The organism is Streptomyces sp. NPDC059695 (assembly GCF_042733785.1).
Classification (GTDB): domain Bacteria; phylum Actinomycetota; class Actinomycetes; order Streptomycetales; family Streptomycetaceae; genus Streptomyces.
Map to the genome: position 1 here is coordinate 48,543 of NZ_JBHWFF010000032.1, position 18,567 is coordinate 67,109.

The 18,567-nt window shown below is 75.6% G+C and carries 14 protein-coding genes and 1 tRNA gene; 10 read left to right on the forward strand and 5 right to left on the reverse strand.

The window, feature by feature from the left end; all coding sequences use genetic code 11:
- Window positions 1-170: 170 nt before the first annotated feature.
- The 3 genes from tmk to ACFV2S_RS30650 all read left to right on the forward strand — a co-directional run bounded on the left by tmk (window position 171) and on the right by ACFV2S_RS30650 (window position 6,859).
- Window positions 171-3,536 carry a dTMP kinase gene (gene tmk / locus ACFV2S_RS30640; protein ID WP_385566207.1) on the forward strand — a complete coding sequence of 1,122 codons (3,366 nt, stop codon included), beginning with the start codon at window positions 171-173 and terminating at the stop codon, window positions 3,534-3,536.
- 87 nt (window positions 3,537-3,623) lie between these two features.
- Window positions 3,624-4,400: an ABC transporter ATP-binding protein gene (locus tag ACFV2S_RS30645; RefSeq protein WP_383797061.1), complete on the forward strand. Its 777-nt coding sequence runs from the start codon at window positions 3,624-3,626 to the stop codon at window positions 4,398-4,400.
- Window positions 4,401-4,444: 44 nt separating this feature from the next.
- Window positions 4,445-6,859 (forward strand): FtsX-like permease family protein, encoded by a 2,415-nt coding sequence (locus tag ACFV2S_RS30650; protein WP_385566213.1) that lies wholly within the window; start codon window positions 4,445-4,447, stop codon window positions 6,857-6,859.
- Window positions 6,860-6,929: 70 nt separating this feature from the next.
- On the opposite strand, the gene ACFV2S_RS30655 is transcribed toward ACFV2S_RS30650, so the two are convergent.
- Together ACFV2S_RS30655 and ACFV2S_RS30660 are read right to left on the reverse strand one after the other, a co-directional pair.
- Window positions 6,930-7,574, reverse strand: a complete 645-nt coding sequence (locus tag ACFV2S_RS30655) for a response regulator (RefSeq protein WP_385566217.1) — start codon at window positions 7,572-7,574, stop codon at window positions 6,930-6,932.
- A complete protein-coding gene (locus tag ACFV2S_RS30660; RefSeq protein ID WP_385566222.1) occupies window positions 7,562-8,746 on the reverse strand; it encodes a sensor histidine kinase in 1,185 nt (394 codons plus the stop codon). The genes ACFV2S_RS30655 and ACFV2S_RS30660 overlap by 13 nt, the downstream gene beginning before the upstream one ends.
- Window positions 8,747-8,934: 188 nt before the next feature.
- Here ACFV2S_RS30660 and ACFV2S_RS30665 point away from each other — a divergent pair, with 188 nt between their 5' ends.
- The 4 genes from ACFV2S_RS30665 (at window position 8,935) to ACFV2S_RS30680 (ending at window position 12,139) form a co-directional block, all read left to right on the forward strand.
- Window positions 8,935-9,108, forward strand: coding sequence for a hypothetical protein (locus tag ACFV2S_RS30665; RefSeq protein ID WP_383785880.1), 174 nt, complete (start codon window positions 8,935-8,937; stop codon window positions 9,106-9,108).
- Window positions 9,109-9,164: 56 nt separating this feature from the next.
- A complete protein-coding gene (locus ACFV2S_RS30670) occupies window positions 9,165-10,367 on the forward strand; it encodes a DNA polymerase III subunit delta' (protein WP_383785878.1) in 1,203 nt (400 codons plus the stop codon).
- Window positions 10,368-10,433: 66 nt separating this feature from the next.
- Window positions 10,434-11,981, forward strand: coding sequence for an alpha/beta hydrolase (locus ACFV2S_RS30675; RefSeq protein WP_385566231.1), 1,548 nt, complete (start codon window positions 10,434-10,436; stop codon window positions 11,979-11,981).
- Between the two features lie 84 nt (window positions 11,982-12,065).
- Window positions 12,066-12,139 (forward strand) — tRNA-Thr (locus tag ACFV2S_RS30680).
- 164 nt (window positions 12,140-12,303) lie between these two features.
- Here ACFV2S_RS30680 and lepB read toward each other — a convergent pair.
- Window positions 12,304-13,065 (reverse strand): signal peptidase I, encoded by a 762-nt coding sequence (lepB, locus tag ACFV2S_RS30685; protein ID WP_385566235.1) that lies wholly within the window; start codon window positions 13,063-13,065, stop codon window positions 12,304-12,306.
- 263 nt (window positions 13,066-13,328) lie between these two features.
- On the opposite strand from lepB, the gene ACFV2S_RS30690 reads away from it, so the two are divergent.
- Window positions 13,329-14,033: a pyridoxamine 5'-phosphate oxidase family protein gene (locus tag ACFV2S_RS30690; RefSeq protein ID WP_385566240.1), complete on the forward strand. Its 705-nt coding sequence runs from the start codon at window positions 13,329-13,331 to the stop codon at window positions 14,031-14,033.
- Window positions 14,034-14,121: 88 nt separating this feature from the next.
- Here the strand turns inward: ACFV2S_RS30690 and ACFV2S_RS30695 are convergent, their stop codons facing one another.
- Complete coding sequence (locus tag ACFV2S_RS30695) at window positions 14,122-14,505, reverse strand: DUF6479 family protein (protein ID WP_383785867.1); 384 nt, start codon at window positions 14,503-14,505, stop codon at window positions 14,122-14,124.
- A gap of 150 nt (window positions 14,506-14,655) precedes the next feature.
- On the opposite strand from ACFV2S_RS30695, the gene ACFV2S_RS30700 reads away from it, so the two are divergent.
- Together ACFV2S_RS30700 and ACFV2S_RS30705 are read left to right on the forward strand one after the other, a co-directional pair.
- Window positions 14,656-15,165: a SigE family RNA polymerase sigma factor gene (locus tag ACFV2S_RS30700; protein ID WP_385566245.1), complete on the forward strand. Its 510-nt coding sequence runs from the start codon at window positions 14,656-14,658 to the stop codon at window positions 15,163-15,165.
- Between the two features lie 40 nt (window positions 15,166-15,205).
- Window positions 15,206-16,504: a hypothetical protein gene (locus ACFV2S_RS30705; RefSeq protein ID WP_385566249.1), complete on the forward strand. Its 1,299-nt coding sequence runs from the start codon at window positions 15,206-15,208 to the stop codon at window positions 16,502-16,504.
- A gap of 73 nt (window positions 16,505-16,577) precedes the next feature.
- Here ACFV2S_RS30705 and ACFV2S_RS30710 read toward each other — a convergent pair whose 3' ends face one another.
- Window positions 16,578-18,269, reverse strand: a complete 1,692-nt coding sequence (locus tag ACFV2S_RS30710) for a bifunctional 3'-5' exonuclease/DNA polymerase (protein WP_385566254.1) — start codon at window positions 18,267-18,269, stop codon at window positions 16,578-16,580.
- Between the last annotated feature and the right edge of the window lie 298 nt (window positions 18,270-18,567).

Here is an 18,567-nt window from a genome sequence, read left to right on the forward strand (position 1 = left end):
ATTTGTGCGGGCCTTATTATTTTTTTAAAAACCCCCCGCCCCCGGGGGGCCCCCCCGCCCGGGGGGCCCCGCCGGGGGGGGGGGGGGGGGGGGGCGGGGTCCCCCCCCCCCCCCCACGTTTGTTCGGGCGCGGGCCGCGGGGAGCAAGGCCGTCCGGATAGGGTGGACGGATGACGCGAGCAGAGCAGCCAGACCGCCTGGGCGATTCCGACGCGGCACTCGTCGCGGATTCCCGGGAGCGCGCCGTACGCGCCCTGTTGCGCCATCAGCCGCTGCGCCGGCTGTGGAGCGCCCACCTGGTCGGCAGCACCGGTGACGCCCTCGCCCTCCTCGTCCTCGTCCTCCTCGGCCTCCAGGCCGCGGTCGCCGAGGGAGCGCTCGGGGGCGGCTACCGGGGGGCCGCGCTCGCCGTGGCCACCGTCGTCGGCGCCCGCCTGCTGGCCTCGGTCCTCTTCGGGGCCGTCCTCCTCGGCCCGCTGACCGCCCTCACCGGGCCGTCCGGACCGCTCGACCGGCGCTGGACCATGATCGGCGCCGACGGGGTGCGGATCGCGCTGCTCGTCGTCGCCCCGCTCTGGATCGAATGGACCCCCGGCAGCGCCCTCTGGTACCTGCTCGGCACCGTCTTCGTCGCCGGCGCGGCCGAGCGGCTGTGGACCATCGGCCGCGAGGGCGCCGCGCCCGCGCTGCTGCCCGCGCCGCCGCTGGAGGGCGCCGCCGTGCGCCCGCTGCCCGACCACCTCGGCGCGCTGCGCCGGCTGTCCCAGCGGACCGGCTTCCTCGCGGTGCCCGCCGCGGCCGCCGTCCTGCTCGTCGCCACCCTCGTCGGGAACCTGCTGGGCGCCGGGATCGAATGGTTCACGCTGCACCAGGCCGCGCTCGGCGCGTACGTCGCCGCCGGACTGTTCGCCGCCTCCGTCAGCGTCCTGTCCGCCATGACCCTCCCCGGCGGGGAGACCCCCCGGCCCCGCTCGCCCCTGGAGGGCCTGCGCCGGCCGACCGCCGGGAAGGCCGGCTCCGCCGAGGGCAAGGGCCGCACCGGCGCCCTGCCGCTGCTCGTCCTCGCCTCCGCGACCGTCGCCGGGGCGATCGCCGCCGCCGCGTCCGTCTCCGTGCTCGACGCCTTCGACCTGGGCGGCGGGCCCGTCACGTACGCCCTCCTGATCCTGGCGCTCAGCGGCGCCACCGCCGTCGGCATCCGCACCGCCGGTTCGGTCCTGCCCGTCCTGTCCCGGCGCCGGCTCCTCGCCCTCGCGATCGCCGTCACCGGAATCGCCCTGATCGCGATGGGCCTGGTCCCGGACACGGCCACCGTCCTCTTCCTCGCCGCCCTCGCCGGATACGCCGCCGGGGTCGCGGCGAACACCGGCCACACCCTGATCGACCAGGAGACCGAGGAGCCCCGCCGGGCCCGCACCACCGAGCACCTCCAGGCCACCGCCCGCGTCGCCATGGGCCTCGGCGCGCTCGCCGCCCCGCTGCTCGCCGCCGCGATCGGGCCGCACCGGCTCGCCTCCGGCGAGTTCGTCTTCGCGCACGGCGGCGCCGCCTTCACGCTCGCCCTCGTCGGGGCCCTGCTGCTCCCGGTCGCCGCGGTGATCCTCGCGAAGACCGACGACCGGGCGGGCGTCCCGCTCCGCCGCGACCTGCGCGACGCGCTGCGCGGCTCCGACCCGGTCCAGGCGCCCTCCCCGACCGGCTTCTTCATCGCCCTGGAGGGCGGCGACGGCGCCGGGAAGTCCACGCAGGTCCAGGCGCTCGCCGAGTGGATCCGCGCCAAGGGCCACGAGGTCGTCGTCACCCGCGAGCCGGGTGCCACCCCGATCGGCAAGCGGCTCCGCTCGATCCTCCTCGACGTGTCGTCGGCGGGGCTCTCGAACCGGGCCGAGGCCCTCCTGTACGCGGCCGACCGCGCCGAGCACGTCGACTCCCTGGTCCGCCCGGCCCTGGAGCGGGGCGCGATCGTCCTGTCCGACCGGTACATCGACTCGTCCGTGGCCTACCAGGGCGCCGGACGCGACCTGTCCCCGACCGAGATCGCCCGCATCTCCCGCTGGGCGACCGACGGCCTCGTCCCGCACCTGACCGTCGTCCTCGACGTCTCCCCGGAGACCGCGAGGGAACGGTTCACCGAGGCGCCCGACCGGCTCGAGTCCGAGCCGCCGGCGTTCCACGCGCGCGTACGGGCCGGATTCCTCGCCCTCGCCGCCGCCGACCCCAGCCGCTACCTCGTCGTCGACGCCGGCCAGGAGCCGGAGGCCGTCACCACCGTCGTGCGCCACCGGCTCGACCGGATGCTGCCGCTGTCCGAGGCCGAGGTGAAGGCCGCGGAGGAGGCCCGCCGGAAGGCCGAGGAGGAGGCCCGGCGCCTGGCGGAGGAGGAGGCCGCGCGCAAGGCCGAGGAGGAGCGGCTGGAGCGCGAGCGCCAGGAGCAGCTCGCCCGGCTCCGCGCCGAGGAGGAGGAGCGCAAGCGCCGCGAGGAGGAGGAGGCGCGCCGCCTGGAGGCCGAACGGCAGGCCGAGGAGGCCCGTCGCCGGGCCGAGGAGGCCAGGCTCGCCGCCGAGGAGGAGGCCCGTCGCCGGGCCGCCGAGGAGAAGGCCCGCCAGGAGGAGGAGGAGCGGCTCCGCAAGGAGGCCGAGGAGGAGGCCCGGCTGCGGGCCGAGGCCGAGGAGCGCCGCCTGGAGAAGCAGCGCAAGGCCGAGGAGGCCCTGCTCCGCGCCGAGGAGGCCCGCCGGATGGCCGAGGCCGCCGCGGCTGCGAAGGCCGCGGAGGAGGCGGCTGCGAAGGCCGCCGCCGAGAAGACCGCCGCAGCGGCCGCCGCGAAGGCCGCGGCCGAGCGCGCGGCCGCCGAGCGCGCCGCGGCGGAGATCGCCGCCGCCCAGCGCGCCGAGGCCGCGAAGGCGGCCCGGGAGAAGGCGGCACGGCAGCGGGAGGCCGCGGAGAAGGCCGCCGCGGAGCGGACGGCGGCGGCCGAGCGTGCCGCCGCGGAGAAGGCCGCGTCCGAGCGGGCCGCCCGTTCGGCCGAGGTGTCGGCGAACGAGGTCACCGTGGCGACCCCGATCGTGAAGCCGGACGCGCCGACCGTGTCGCCGGACGAGATCACCGTGGCCACGCCGATCGTGAAGCCGGACCAGGCGTCGAAGCCGAAGCCGGAGCGCGCCTCGGCGTCGTCCGAGCGGCCGGAGGCGGAGACCGCCCTCCTGCCGCAGATCCGCGACCCGCGCGAGGCCGACGAGACCGCGGTGCTGCCGCCCGTACGGAACGCCGACGAGACCGCGGTGCTGCCGCCCGTGCGCGACGCCCGCTCGTCCGACCCCGCCGACCGGGTGCCCCCGGGCATCTTCCGCGACGAGCGGGCCGAGCCGCAGGGCGCGAACGACCGGACCCGGGAGCTGCCCCAGCTCGACGAGAACGGCCGGCCCCGCCGCCGCTCCGACTGGGCCGAGGAGACCCCGCTCGACGACCTGCCGACGCTCGCGGACGAGCTGTTCGGCCCGCACGACGACGAGGACGACGGCCGCACCCGCCGCCGCTGAGTCCCGGTGGGGGTGGAGCCAGCTCCACCCCCACTCGGGAAGCCAGCCCCATACCGCTGTGACCTGGGCTTTTCTAGCGTTGTCGGTATGAAGACACCAGCAGTGACGGAGAACGGCGCCGCCCTCGCCCTGGACGGGGTGACCCGCGCGTACGGAAGCGGCGCGCCCGCGCTCGACGGGGTCGACCTGGTCGTGCCGCGCGGGCGCTTCGTGGCCGTGATGGGCCGGTCGGGCTCCGGCAAGTCCACCCTGCTGCGCTGCGCGGCCGGACTCGAACGGCCGACGGCCGGGCGGGTACGGATCGGGGGCACCGACCTCGCGACCCTCAAGGCGGCCGGACTGACCCGGCTCCGGCGCGACCGGATCGGCTTCGTCTTCCAGTCGCTCAACCTCGTCTCCGCCCTGAACGTGCGGGAGAACGTCACCCTGCCGCTGCTCCTCGCCGGGGCGCGCGAGGGCCGGGCCCTCGACGCCCGCGCCCTCGCCGGTCTCGACGCCGTCGGGCTCGCCGACCGGGCCGAGGACCGGCCCGAGAGCCTCTCCGGCGGCCAGCGCCAGCGGGTGGCGATCGCCCGCGCCCTGGTCAACGAGCCCGAGGTGATCTTCGCCGACGAGCCGACCGCCGCCCTCGACCCGGTCACGGCGGCCGGAGTCCTCGCGCTGCTGCGGCGCGCGGTCGACGAGCGGGGCCGCACGGTCGTCCTCGTCACCCACGACCCGGTCGCCGCCACCTGGACGGACGAGGCCGTGTTCCTGGACCGGGGCCGGATCACCGGCCGTCTCGACCGCCCGGACGAGGCGGGCGTACGGGAGGCGCTCGGCGCGCACGCCGGGACCGCGCGGCACCTGGCGGTGGCGCGATGAGCCGGGGCGGGAAGCGGACGTCCGGCAGGAGCGGGGACCCGGCCGTGAGCCGGGCGGGCAACCCGGCCGTGCGGCTGCTCGCCGCCCGGTCGCTGAAGGCCCACCGCGCGGCCTGGGCCGCCGTGTTCGCGGCCGTCGCCGTCACCTCCGCGCTGCTCGGCACGCTCGCCCTCGCGCTCGGCTCCGCCGGACTCGGCCACGCGCGCGTGGAACGGTACGCGGCCGCCTCCGTCGTCGTCGCCGGTGACCAGGAGGTCCGCTGGACGGCCACGCCCTGGGGCAGCGAGCCGCAGACCGAGACGGCGGGCCTGACCGAGCGGGTACGGGTCCCCGACACGGCCGTCGCCGTCCTGCGGGCCGTCCCGGGCGTACGGGAGGCGGTGCCGGACCACACGTTCGTCGTACGGGAGGGGGGCGAGGGCACCGCCGACGCGCGCGCGTACCCCGGGCGTTCCTGGGAGGCGGCCCGGCTCGCCCCGTACCGGCTGACCGGCGGACGGGAGCCCCGGCGCGCCGGGGAGGCCGTCGCCGGTGCCGGCCTCGGCGCCGCCGTCGGGGACACCGTGGCCGGGCGGACGGTCGTCGGCACGGCCGACGGTCCCGCCGCGCTGTACGTCACGGCGGGGGAGGCGCGGCGGCTCGCCGGGCACCCCGGGTCCGCCGACGCCGTCGGGATCCTCGCCGAGCCCGGCGTCCCCACCGACACCCTCCACGCGCGCGTACGGGCCGCCCTGGACCGGGCCGGGCTGAAGGACACCGCCTCCGGGCAGCCGCTGCGGGCCCTCACCGGAAACGGCCGGGGCGGCGCCGAGCACCTCGGCGCGCCGCCCGCGCGCACGGAACTCCTCCAGCTCCTCGCCGCCGTCTCCGGGACCGTCCTCATGGTCGCCGTCCTCGTCCTCGCCTCGCTCGTCGCACAGGCCCTCCAACAGCGCGCCGCCGAAAGGGACCTGCTGCTCGCGGTCGGCGCGACGCCCCGTCAGGTGCGGGGCGCCGCAGGCCGGGAGGTGACCCGGGTGGCGGGTGCGGCGGCGCTGCTCGGCGCGCTCGGCTCCGCGGCGGTCTTCCCCGCGCTGTGGACGGCGCTGCGGGCCTGCCCCGGAGTCGTACCCGAGGGACTCGAACTGCCCACCCCGCCGTGGCTGTTCGCCGGCCTGCTCGCCGTCGCCGCCCTCGTCGTCGGCCTCACCCGGCTCGTCGTCCTCCTCGCCGCCCGCCGGCCGGGACGCCCGGGGAAGGGCGCCGCCCGCCGCGTCACCGGGATCGCGCTGCTCGTCGCCGGCACGGGCGCGGCCGGCACGGCCACGCTCCAGGGCGGCGACGCGGCCGCGGCGGCCGCCGGAGCGGCCACGGTGACCCTGGTCGCCGGGTGCGCCCTGCTCGGGCCGTGGATCGCCGGGGCCGCGATGGCGCTCCTGGACCGGCCGCTGCGCCGGTTCGGCGGCGCTCCCGGACGCCTCACCGCCGCCGGAGCCGGTGCGCACTCGCGCCGGCTCGGGGCCGCGCTCGTCCCCGTCGTCCTCGTCACCTCCTTCGCCCTGGTGCAGCTCTCGGCGGGCGCCACCATGGAGCGGGCCGCGGCCGCGCAGGCGCGGGCGGCGACCACCGCCGACCGGGTCTACACCGGGACGACCGCGGAGCGGGTGCGCGGGCTCCCCGGCGTGGAGACGGCCACGGACGTGCTGCGTTCGTCGGTGGTCCTGGCCCGCACGCAGGCCGGTACGCCGCGCCTCGACCGGCTCCCGGTCCTCGGCGTGGACGCCGACGGGCTCGCGGGCACGCTCGACCCGGGCGTCGTCGCCGGAGACCTGGACGGACTCCGCCGGGCGGGCACGGTCGCGGTCGGTGCCACCACGGCCGAGGCGCTCGACCTGGAGCCCGGTGCGACGGTGGAGCTGCGGCTCGGCGACGGGACGCCGAAGCGGCTCCGGGTGGTCGCCGTCTACGAACGGTCCCTCGCCCTCGGCGAGTTCCTGCTGCCGAAGGCCGAACTGGCGCCGCACATGAGCGATCCGTACCCCGCGCGCGTGCTGGCCGCCGGAACCGGCGGCGCCCCCGTCGCCCCCGAGGCGGTGACGACGCCCGGGGCCGAGCTGAACGGGATCGTCTCCACCGGGATCGTCGCCGCGATCGGCGGGCTCACGGTCCTCTCCGTCCTGAGCACCCTCGCCCTGATCGGCGCCGGACGCCGCGGCGAGCTGCGACTGCTGCGCCAGGTCGGCGCCTCGGCGGGCCAGGTGCGCCGCATGCTCGGCCTGGAGGCGGGGTTCCTGACCGCGACGGGCCTCCTCGTCGGGCTCGTGGTGGGCGCGCTGCCGCTGACCGCGTTCGCCTGGGCGCTGACCGGCGGCCTGCCCCACCTGCCGCCGGCCCAGGCCGCCACGATCGCGGGCGTCGTCCTCGCCACGGTCGTCGCGGGCGTGTTCCTGCCGGTGGTCAGGAGGGGGCCGGGGCGCTGAGAGGCGCCCGCGCGTCCTGCGCGTCGCGCGAGTCCTGCGCGTCCTGCGCGTCCTGCGTGTCCCGCGCGTCCTACGCGTCGAGGTAGGCGAGCACGGCGAGGACCCGGCGGTGGCCGCCGCTGTCCGTGGGCGGCAGGCCGAGCTTCAGGAAGACGTTCCCGATGTGTTTGTGCACGGCCCGCTCGGTGACCACCATCGAGCGGGCGATCGTGCCGTTGTCGTGGCCCTGGGCCATCAGCGACAGGACCTCCCGCTCGCGCGGCGTGAGGGAGTCCAGCGGGTCGTCGCGGCGGCGTGCCAGCAGCTCGGTGACGACCTCGGGGTCCAGGGCCGTACCGCCCGAGGCGACCCGTTCCAGGGCGTCCAGGAACTCGTCCACCCGGCCCACCCGGTCCTTCAGGAGGTAGCCGACGCCCCGCGCGCCGCCGCCGAGCAGCTCCGTCGCGTACGTCTCCTCCACGTACTGCGAGAGCACGAGCACCGGCAGGTCCGGGAGCCGCTCGCGGGCCGCGAGTGCCGCCCGCAGCCCCTCGTCGCGGAAACCGGGCGGCATCCGCACGTCGAGGACGGCCACGTCCGGCCGGTGCTCCAGGATCAGCGGCAGGATCTCGGGGCCGGTGGCCGCGACCCCGACGACCTCGTGGCCCGACAGGTTCAGCAGCAGCACCAGGCCCTCCCTGAGGAGGGTGTTGTCCTCGGCGATCACCACACGCACGGAAGCTCCACTTCGATGACGGTCGGGCCCCCGGTGGGGCTGGTCAACCGTACGGTGCCGTCGAGCGCGGCGACCCGCCGCCGCATGCCCGTCAGGCCGGAGCCGCCGCCCTCGCCCGCCTCGGCCCCGCCGCGGCCCTCGTCCCGCACGCGCACGCGCAGAGCGGCCGGTTCACGGGTCAGGGAGACGGAGGCGCGGTCGGCGCCGCTGTGCTTGGCGGCGTTCGTGAGCGCCTCGGCGACCACGAAGTACGCGGCGGCCTCGACGGCCGCCGGGGCGCGCGGGCCGTCCTGGTCGTGGTCGCCGAGGCCCGTCACCGCGACCGCCGCCTCCAGGCCGCTGCTCGCGGCGAGCGCCCGCACGGCTCCGGTCAGGCCCCGGTCGGTCAGGATCGGCGGATGGATGCCGCGCACCACGTGCCGCAGCTCGGCCAGCGCCGCCTCGGCCTGCGTCTGGGCGTCGTCGAGGAGCCGGCGCGCGGTCACGGGATCGGAGTCGTACGCCCTCCGGGCGAGCCCGATCCGCAGGGACAGCGCCACCAGATGGGCCTGCGCCCCGTCGTGGAGGTCGCGCTCGATCCGGCGCAGCTCGGCGCCGTGCGCGGCGATCGCGCCCGCCCGGGTGGCCGTCAGCTGCTCGACGCGGGCGGCGAGGGCGGCGTCCCGGGCCGCCGACGGGGCCGGGGTGAGCAGCGCCCGCGACCACTCGGCCGCCAGGCCGGTGAGCCGCCCGATCAGCGGCAGGGCCACCGGCCGCCGCCCCGCGAGCCCGGTCCAGACGCCGTCGACGAGCAGCGCGGGCGCCCAGAGGATCATCGAGAGGTACCAGAGCACCAGGCCGTACAGCAGCTGTGCGGCGGCCCAGACCAGGTCCTGACGGGTGCCGGGGTCGGTGACCGCGGTCCGTACGCGCGCGGGGAGGGGGCCTTCCAGCGGCAGGTACGCCTCGGGGACGGGGGTCCCGGTCCACGCGGCCGTACGCCGCCGCTGCCAATCGGCGAGGCGGCGCAGCAGCAGCACGCTCTCGGGCAGCACACCGGCGCCGATGACCGTGAGGGTGAGCAGCGCGGTGAAGAGGACGACGCCCACCATCAGATAACAGAGCAGGGAGATCGCGGCCCCGACCGTGAGGTGGAGCCACCCCCGTGCCGCTTCCTTGATCGCCTCTCGCATGGAGCCAGGGTAGGCGGCGGCCCCCCGGGGAGACGGTGGAGAGGGCTACACCATCGCTCCGGGGGCGGGCACCGCTGTGCGGGGGCCCGCCGGCGGCCATGATCGAAGAGCCCCGGGAACGCCCCGGGGTTCGAAGAGCCCGGGAACACCCCGGGACCCCTTCCCCGACCCGCCCACGGAGGCATCCCATGCGCGCCCTTCTCTGGCTTCTGCTCGCCGCGAGCGTCCTCGCCAACGTCTTCGTCACCACCTTCGCCGGCTGGACCGGCGCCCTCCAGATCGTCGGGAGCGTCTGCACCGGAGCGGTCCTGCTCGGCTCCGCCGTCGGCCTGTGGCTGACCCGGCCCCGCAGCGAGGTCTGACGGGGGTTGTCAGCGCGCTGCCCCACAATGGAGGACGTACCTGAGGAGGGGCAGACATGGCCGTATGGGACGACCTGGTCGGACAGACCCGGGTCGAGGAGCAGCTCGCCGCCGCCGCGCGCGACGCCGACGCGCTCGTGACCGCCCACGCCGCCGGCGGGCCGGAGCCCGAGGCCTCGAAGATGACCCACGCCTGGCTCTTCACCGGCCCCCCCGGGTCCGGCCGGGCGACCGCGGCGCGCGCCTTCGCCGCCGCGCTGCAGTGCGTGAGCCCCGACCGGGCGCTCGGCGGCTCCCCGGGCTGCGGCTTCTGCGACGGCTGCCACACCACCCTCGTCGGCACGCACGCGGACGTCGAGATCGTCCGTACGGACCTGCTGTCCATCGGCGTGAAGGAGACCCGCGACCTCGTCCGGCGCGCCCAGCTCTCCCCGGCCGGCGGCCGCTGGCAGGTCATCGTCCTGGAGGACGCCGACCGGCTCACCGAGGGCGCGGGGAACGTGCTCCTGAAGGCCGTCGAGGAGCCCGCGCCGCGCACGGTCTGGCTGCTCTGCGCGCCCTCCCTGGAGGACGTGCTGCCCACGATCCGCTCCCGCTGCCGTCACCTGACCCTGCGCACCCCGCCGGTCGAGGCCGTCGCCGACGTGCTCGTGCGGCGCGACGGCATCGAGCCGGAGGTGGCGCAGGCCGCCGCCCGCGCGACCCAGGGGCACATCGACCGGGCGCGGCGGCTCGCCACCGACGAGCGGGCCCGCGCGCGCCGGTCCGTCGTCCTGAAGCTGCCGCTGCGCGTCGAGGACGTCGGCGGCTGCCTCAAGGCCGCGCAGGAGCTGGTCGACGCGGCCGCGGAGGACGCGAAGCAGGTCGCCGAGGAGGTCGACGTCAAGGAGACCGAGGACTTGAAGGCGGCCCTCGGCGGAGGGCAGGGCGGGCGGATGCCGCGCGGCACGGCCGGGGCGATGAAGGAGCTGGAGGAGCGGCAGAAGCGCCGCAGGACGCGCACCCAGCGCGACAGCCTGGACCTGGCGCTCACCGACCTGACCGGCTTCTACCGGGACGTCCTCGCGCTCCAGCTCCGCTCCCGCTCGGCCCTGGCGAACACGGACGTGCGGGACGCCCTGGAGCGGATCGCCCGCGACACCACACCGGAGCGGACCCTCCGCCGCATCGAGGCCGTCCTCGCCTGCCGCGAGGCCCTCGACCGGAACGTGGCACCGCTGCTCGCCGTGGAGGCGATGACGATGGCGCTGCGGGGCTGAGGCCCGGTGCGCCGGCCCCGGGCAGCGATTGGACACGGTGCGTACCGGTCCGGATACGCTCCGGGGATGGACTCCAGGCGCTTGCTCCGTACGTCCGCCACGGCCCTCGCGGCCGCCGGACTGATCCTCTCCGGCTGCTCGGGCGGAAGCGACGCCGCCGCGTCCCGGACGACCGCGCCGGCGGCGCCCGCCTCCCCGTCCGCGGCGCCGGATCTGAAGAAGTTCTACGACCAGAAGCTGAAGTGGCGCGACTGCGGTGTCGAGGGCTTCCAGTGCGCGACCCTGCGCGCCCCGCTCGACTACGCGAAGCCGGACGGCGAGGAGATCGAGCTCGCGGTCTCCCGCGTCCGCGCCACCGGCCCCGGCAAGCGGCTCGGCTCGCTCCTGGTCAACCCCGGCGGGCCCGGCGGCTCCGCCGTCGGCTACCTCCAGGGGTACGCGGGCATCGGCTATCCGGTGCCCGTCCGCGCCCGCTACGACATGGTGGCCGTCGACCCGCGCGGAGTCGCCCGCAGCGAGCCCGTCGAGTGTCTGACGGGCCCGCAGATGGACACGTACACGCAGGTCGACCAGACGCCCGACGACACGGCGGAGATCAACGGACTCGGCGCGGCCTTCAAGGGGTTCGCGGCGGGCTGCGAGAAGAGGTCCGGGCAGGTCCTGCCCCATGTCTCCACCGTCGAGACGGCCCGCGACATGGACGTCCTGCGGGCCGTCCTCGGGGACGCGAAGCTCACCTATGTGGGGGCGTCGTACGGCACCTTCCTCGGCGCCACGTACGCCGAGCTGTTCCCCGACCGGGTCGGCCGGCTCGTGCTCGACGGAGCGATGGACCCCTCCCTCTCGGCCCTCGACCTCAACCGGGACCAGACCGGAGGCTTCGAGACCGCCTTCCGCGCCTTCGCCGCCGACTGCGTCCGCATGACGGACTGCCCCCTGGGGACCGGGTCCGTCGAGGCGGCGGGGGAGGCGATGAAGAAGTTCTTCCGGGACGTGGACGCCCATCCGGTGCCGACGGGCGAGAGCCGGAAGCTCGGCGAGTCCCTCGCCACCACCGGCGTGATCGCCGCGATGTACGACGAGGGCGCCTGGCCGCAGCTGCGCGAGGCCCTCGGCCGGGCGATGGACGGCGACGGCTCGGGCCTGCTCGCCCTGGCCGACAGCTACTACGAGCGCGAGGCGGACGGCACGTACGCCAACCTCATGGCCGCCAACGCCGCCGTGAACTGCCTTGACCTGCCGCCCGCCTTCACCGGCCCCGCCGACGTCCAGAAGGCGGTCCCGTCCTTCGAGAAGGCCTCCCCGATCTTCGGCGAGGGCCTCGCCTGGGCCGCCCTCAACTGCACCTACTGGCCCACCCCGCCCACCGGCCGGCCGCACCGCATCACCGCCGAGGGCGCCGCGCCGATCCTCGTCGTCGGCACCACCCGCGACCCGGCCACGCCGTACCACTGGGCCCAGTCCCTCGCCGAGCAGCTCTCCTCGGGCACCCTGCTGACCTACGAGGGCGACGGCCACACCGCGTACGGCCGGGGCAGCGACTGCATCGACACCGCGATCAACACCTACCTCCTCGAAGGCACCCCTCCGCAGGACGGAAAGCGCTGCTCATAGGCGTGATCCGGGGGTGGTCGGAGCACCTCCGGAAACTGTGTAGACTTGGCGACGCTGCTGCACCACGATGTGTCTGCACGGCGCGCCGCCTTAGCTCAGTTGGCCAGAGCAACGCACTCGTAATGCGTAGGTCTCGGGTTCGAATCCCGAAGGCGGCTCGGAATCACCCCAGGACTCACTCGCCGTGACCTGGGGTTTTTTCATGCCCGAAGGGTGCGCGTCGGGCGAGGGGAGCCCGGTGGCGCACCTTCACCGGTTGCCCGCGCGAGGGCGGGGGTGGGCCGCCCGCGGGTTCCGGACGTGAGGGCGGCCCTCCGTGGCGTCAGTCCGTCAGGCCCGGTTGGGCGAAGGTGTCCGGGGTGGGCAGGGTCGACCAGTGGGGGATCGGCCAGGCGATGACGATCGCGCGGCCCACCACGTCCGACACCGGGACCATGCCGGCCCTGGCGTCGCTCTGGTGGTAGCGGGAGTCCTGGGAGGCCTGGCGGTGGTCGCCCATCACCCAGAGGCTTCCGGCGGGGACCGTGACCTTGAACTGGCCTTCCGGGTCCGTGCTGCAGGGCGTGTTGCCCTCGAAGATGTACGGCTCCGTCAGCGGCTTGCCGTTCACCTTCAGGGGGCCCGTGCCCTTGCACTCGACCGTGTCGCCGGCCACGCCGATCACGCGCTTGATGAGGTGCTGTTCCCCCGCCGCGGGCATCAGGCCCACGAAGCCGAGGGCCTTCTGGAGGGACGTGGGCTCCTTCACCGGGCGCCCCGCCAGCCAGCCGCCGGGGTCGCGGAAGACCACGACCTCGCCCCGGTCGGGCTCCGCGCCGAACCACGGCGTGAGCTTGTCGACCAGCACCCGGTCGTCGACCTGCAGGGTGTTCTGCATCGAGCCGGACGGGATCAGGAACGCCTGGAGCAGGAACGTCTTGATCAGGAAGGCGAGGACGAGCGCGATCCCGGCGAGGAACGGCAGCTCGATCCAGAAGGGGCGCTTCCGTTTCGAGGCGCGGCCGGAGGCCGGGGCGGCCTCGTCCGGAGCGCCGCCTTCGGCGCCCTCCCCGTCGGATCGCTCCTGGGTCGCCAAGTCGCTCATGTCCACCCTGACTTCGTCGTGGTCCGTGTTTCCTGTGCCGTCTGCACGGACCCTATGCCTCGGTGGTGTACGGGTGGCGTCAGCGAGCCGCTCTTCGCCCCGTACGGGTGACCCGCGGCGCGGGAGCTCCTCGGCCGCCGTGCGGGCCGGCGAGATCGGGACTCCCCGGTGGCGAGCCGCCGTTCCGACAGGCGGGCGCCGGTGGCGGTGGCGGGCTGATCCCCCGTACAACACGTACACCCGTACGGAACGAGAGGTCATTCATGAGCAGCACCACTCCGGAGTCCGGCGACGAGTCGGCCGTCACCGAGCGGACCCGGCTGCGCCGGATGCGTCACAAGGGCAGCCACCGGCGGGCGGACCTGGACGCCGTGCTCGCCGCCGGCTTCCTCTGCCACCTCGGCGTCACCGTCGACGGCACGACGATGGTGGTGCCCACCGCGTACGGAGTGGACGGCGACCGGCTCTACCTGCACGGTTCGGTCGCCAGCCGCAGCCTGGTCCAGGCGCCCGACACCACCGTGTGCGTCACGGTCACGCACGTCGACGGTCTCGTCCTCGCCCGGTCCGCCTTCGAGCACGGGGTCAACTACCGCTGCGCGATGGTCTACGGCGTCCCCGAGATCGTCACCGACCCGGAGGAGAAGCTCCGCGGCCTGCGGGCCCTGACCGAGCAGAGCGCTCCGGGGCAGTGGGAGTACGTGCGGCAGCCGAGCCGCAAGGAGCTGGCCGCGACCGCGCTGCTCGCGCTCGACCTCACCGAGGCCTCGGTGAAGACCGCCGACGGCCCGCCGGACGACGGCGACTCCGAGGACGCGGCGCTGGGCCTGTGGGCGGGGGTGCTGCCGGTGGTGACCACCTTCGGCGAGCCCGTCACCGATCCGGTGCTGCCCGCGGACCTCGCCCCGCCCGCCCACATCGCCTCGCGCGCGGGCCGGGCGGTGCACGACCCCCTTTCCGGCCGGTGACCGTGCGGTGACCCTCCGGACAGAGCCCAGCCGTCGCCGGCTGGGCTCTGTCGTGTCCGCGCCCGGGACGGGGCGACGGAGGGGGCCGTCAGTCGCCGTGTCCGGTGCCTCCGCTGCCGAAGCCACCGCTGGAGATGCCGCCCCACTTGCGCTTCTCCTCGGTCGGCGGATCGGGTGAGGTCTCCGTGCCGGATTCCTTGAGCTGGTAGGGCATGAGCCGGTGCTCGCCGTCGTTCTGCGGCATCTCGGCCGGCCTGCGGTATTCGGATGTCTCGCCGGGCAGTGCCCCGGAGTCGGGCCGGTGCGGCTGCTCCTCCGGCTTGGGCGTCCTGGACTCGCGGTCGCTGAGCCGGAAGCCGAGTATGACGGCGCCGATGAGAACGAAGACGACGACGAGTCCGCCGACGACCTGGGCCAGACCTGACTGCCAAACCCCAGCGGCCAGGTTCTCTGCTGCGCTGAGAGTGTTCATACCTTCAGGATTACCCGATTCCGCTTATTCGGATACGTCGATCGGGAATCCTCTCCGATTCCGTGAATCCGGCTGAAACATTTGCGCTCCCCCGTCGCGTCAATGAGGTGTACGGCGACCACACCACGTGACCGCGAGGGAAGGAGGGGCATGAGAAAGTCCCGCGCGGACGAGTTCCTGGAGTTCGCCTCCGCACGAACGGGGCACCTGTTCCGCTCGGCGTGCCTGCTGACCAGCGGCGACACCCATCTCGCCGAGGACCTCACGCAGGAGACGCTCGGCCGGATGTACACCCACTGGGGCCGGATGGCCCGGATCGGGAACCCCGCCGCGTACGCCCAGACCGTGCTCGTCCGCACGTTCCTCAGCCACCGGAGGCGCCGCTCGGCCACCGAGCGCCCGCTCGGCGAACTGCCCGACCGCGCCCCCGAGCACGCCGAGGACCCGGCCCTGAGGATCGCGCTGCTCGACGCGCTGGCCGGTCTCGCGCCGAAGGACCGGGCGGTCGTGGTGCTGCGGTACTGGGAGGACCGCAGCATCGAGGAGACCGCCGACGCCCTGCACGTCAGCTCCGCCGCCGTCCGCACCCGGTCGGTGCGGGCACTCGCGAAGCTGCGGGAACGACTCGGCGGCAGCGTCGCCGAGTTCGCCACCCGCTGACCCCACACTTTTCCCACGGACCGGAGACGGTGATCTCGGCATGCCCCAGAACGAAGGACACCCGCACGACGGAGCGCCGCACGCGCGCTTCGAGGAGGAGCTCGGCTCGATCCTGCGCGCCACCGGCGACGGCTTCTCCACCGACGGCCGGCGCGAGCTCGTCGAGGGCGGGCTCCAGCGGGGCCGGCGCCGCCTGCTGCGCCGCCGCCTCGCGGTGACCGGCGGCGTCCTCGCGCTCGCCGCCGTCGGCATCGGCGGCGCCTACGGAGGCTCCCTGCTCGGCCCCACCGGGGACGCCACGAGCACGTCCGTGGCGGCGCCCCCGCGGCCCACGCACGCGGACGGCACCGGGAGCCCGAAGGACCAGCGCCCCGAGGGGGGCGTCCCCGTGAAGGACCTCGCCGCGGTCCTCAAGGCCCACACCCCGGCCGGACAGTGGCAGTTCGACACCCTGGACGGCGAGGGCCAGTCGGTCACCGGCGTCTACGACGACGGGAAGGGCACGGCGGGCGTCAGCGTCGGCCTCTACCGGGCGGGCACGGGCGGGGAGGCCGGCAAGGACCAGGTCACCTGCCCCGACAAGGCCCTCGTCCGCTACGACAGGTGCGCCGACGGACGGCTGCCGAGCGGTGACCGGATCATGGTCCTCCAGGGGTACGTGTACCCCGACGGACGCGAGGAGACCAAGAACTGGCGGGCGGTCCTGCTCACCAAGGACGGCTTCCTCGTCGACGCGAACGAGTACAACGCCGCCGCCGAGAAGGGCGCCGCGATCACCCGCGAGAACCCGCCCTTCAGCCCCTCCCAGCTGAAGGCCCTCGTCACCGCCGAGGCGTGGCGGCCGCTGCTCAAGAAGCTGGGCGCGCCCCCGAAGCCCGACCCCGGCACGCCGCAGCTGCCGCCCGTACCCAGCGCCGCCGCCGTCCAGGCCACCCTGCGCTCCCTGCTGCCGAAGGGCGCCACCGTGGTGTCCCACGGCGGCGGCGACGGCCACGGCTACGTCGTCCTCGACGACGGCAGGGGCAGGAGCATGGTCGGGGTCGACGTCCAGCCCACCGCCGGGACGTCCGTCGCCGAGATCTTCACCGGCGACGGCGTCGTCACCCTGCCCGACGGCACCAAGGTCCGCTCCACCCAGCAGCCCGGTGAGAAGGGCGGCGAAGGCGTCGTCTGGTGGAGCGTCGACACGCTGACCCCGCAGGGCTTCCGGGTCGGGGTCTCCGCCTTCAACGCGGGCGCCCAGTACGAGTCCGCCACGCGGGACGAGCCCGCGCTGACGATGGAGCAGCTGAAGGCCCTCGCGCTGAGCCCGAAGTGGCAGAAGCTGCCGCTGAAGTAGGCGGCGCACGAGACCGCCGGTGGTACGGGGAGCTCCGTGCCACCGGCTTCGTCGCGTCCGTGCCACCCGCCGCCTACTTCGCGTCCGCGTACCGCTCGACCGTCGCCGTCGTGAACGGGAACCGGACCGGCGTCTCCCCGAACGCGATCCGCCCGGCCTCGTCCCCTGCCGCCCGGATCGCCTCCGTCACCGCCACGGCCTCCTCCGCCGGACAGTGCACGATCACCTCGTCGTGCTGGAAGAACACCAGCTCCGCCCGCATCCCCGAGAGGGAGCGCCGCAGCGCCGCCAGCATCAGCAGCGCCCAGTCGGCGGCGCTGCCCTGCACGACGAAGTTCCGGGTGAAGCGGCCCCGCGCCCGGGCGTTCCCCGAGGCGTACCCCGGGACGAACTCGCCGCTCTCCGGCTCCGGTGTCCCGGCCTCCTGCGGCAGGCCCGCCTCCTCGTCCTCGCCCGAGCCCACCGCCCGCGGGCTGGTCCGGCCCAGCCAGGTCCGTACGAGCCGGCCCTCCTCGCCCGCCTTCGCCGCGTCGTCGACATAGGCGACCGCGCGCGGGAAACGGCGGCGCAGCGCCGCCAGGTTCTTCAGGCCGTCGCCGCTGGTCTGCCCGTAGATCGCGCCGAGCAGGGCGAGCTTGGCGTGGTCGCGGTCGCCGGAGAAGGCCCGGTCGGACAGGCGGGTGTAGAGGTCGTCCGGGTGTCCCGCGACCTCCATCAGGCCCGGATCGCGGGAGATCGCGGCGAGGACGCGCGGCTCCATCTGGTCGGCGTCGGCCACCACGAGGCGCCAGCCCTCGTCGGCGACCACCGCCCGCCGGATCACCTTCGGGATCTGCAGGGCGCCGCCGCCGTTGGTCGTCCAGCGTCCGCTGACCGTGCCCCCGGGCAGGTACTCCGGGCGGAAGCGGCCGTCCCGCACCCAGTCGGCCAGCCAGGACCAGCCGTGCGCCGTCCAGATCCGGTACAGCTTCTTGTAGGCGATGAGCGGCTCCACGGCCGGGTGGCCGATCTCCGCGAGCTCCCAGCGGCGGGTGGAGCGGACCCGGATCCCGGCCTGCGCGAAGGCCTTCACGACATCGGCCGGCAGGTCCGGCCGGACCCGGCGGCCGAACGCCGCCGACACCTCGTCCGCGAGCTCCGCGAGGCGACGGGGCTCCCCTCCGCCCGCGTACCGCTCGCCGAGCAGCTCGTTCAGCAGGTCGCGGTGCACGTCCGCCCGCCACGGCAGCCCGGCCCGGTGCATCTCGGCGGCCACCAGCATCCCCGCCGACTCGGCGGCGGTGAGCAGCCGCATCCGACCGGGGTGCTCGGCCCGATCGTGGCGGCGCAGCTGCTCCGCGTAGACCGCGAGGAGCCCGTCGAACGGTACGGAGACGGTGGGACGCGGCTCGAAGAGCGAGTCCTGCGAGCCGGGCTCGGCGGCGCGCTGCGGCGGGTCGGGCGGCACCGGAGCGTTCCGCAGGCGGGCCAGGGCGGCCGCCGCCGATCGCGGCTCCCCGAGCCGGCCCTCGTGCCCGAGGAGGAGCTGCTCGGCGTCCTCGACGTCGTAGCACCGCTCGACGCGTACGCCGGCGGCGAGGAGCCGCGGATAGACCTCGGCGGTCGACCGCCACACCCAGCGGGCCACCTCGGGCCGCGCCCGCACGGCCGCCACGAGGTCCGGCTCGCGCCGCACCGGTCCGGCGGGCAGGCCGTCCGGGCCGAGGGGCACGAGCAGTGCTCCGTCCCCTTCGGCCTCGACGCCCAGCGCCCACCTCTCGCTCACGGGTGCGAGTCTGACACCGGGCACTGACAGCGGGGGTCGGCGGCGCGCCCACGCCCGTTGTGGGCCCGCGCCCGCCGTTGTGGGCGGCGCCCCGCCGTTGTGGGCAATCGTTCCGCTGGGGCGGAACGGGTGGGCACAACGGACGGCGCCCTTGCCGGCGCGGGAGGCTGCTGAGCCTGAACCCGCACCCATGGTGACGGCGCCCTGGTGGTGCGGGTCCAGGCGCGGAACGCGGAGGCGCCGCGAGAAGGCGCCGTCCCGTGTGCCCACCCTCCCCCAAGCTCTCGGCTTCGCTCGA

Coding starts and splice junctions, on each gene's coding strand:
- ACFV2S_RS30670 (WP_383785878.1), top strand. CDS start 9,165: ATGGCCGTATGGGACGACCTGGTCGGACAGACCCGGGTCGAGGAGCAG.
- ACFV2S_RS30705 (WP_385566249.1), top strand. CDS start 15,206: ATGCCCCAGAACGAAGGACACCCGCACGACGGAGCGCCGCACGCGCGC.
- ACFV2S_RS30690 (WP_385566240.1), top strand. CDS start 13,329: ATGAGCAGCACCACTCCGGAGTCCGGCGACGAGTCGGCCGTCACCGAG.
- ACFV2S_RS30645 (WP_383797061.1), top strand. CDS start 3,624: ATGAAGACACCAGCAGTGACGGAGAACGGCGCCGCCCTCGCCCTGGAC.
- ACFV2S_RS30675 (WP_385566231.1), top strand. CDS start 10,434: ATGGACTCCAGGCGCTTGCTCCGTACGTCCGCCACGGCCCTCGCGGCC.
- tmk (WP_385566207.1), top strand. CDS start 171: ATGACGCGAGCAGAGCAGCCAGACCGCCTGGGCGATTCCGACGCGGCA.
- ACFV2S_RS30665 (WP_383785880.1), top strand. CDS start 8,935: ATGCGCGCCCTTCTCTGGCTTCTGCTCGCCGCGAGCGTCCTCGCCAAC.
- lepB (WP_385566235.1), bottom strand. CDS start 13,065: ATGAGCGACTTGGCGACCCAGGAGCGATCCGACGGGGAGGGCGCCGAA.
- ACFV2S_RS30695 (WP_383785867.1), bottom strand. CDS start 14,505: ATGAACACTCTCAGCGCAGCAGAGAACCTGGCCGCTGGGGTTTGGCAG.
- ACFV2S_RS30660 (WP_385566222.1), bottom strand. CDS start 8,746: ATGCGAGAGGCGATCAAGGAAGCGGCACGGGGGTGGCTCCACCTCACG.
- ACFV2S_RS30700 (WP_385566245.1), top strand. CDS start 14,656: ATGAGAAAGTCCCGCGCGGACGAGTTCCTGGAGTTCGCCTCCGCACGA.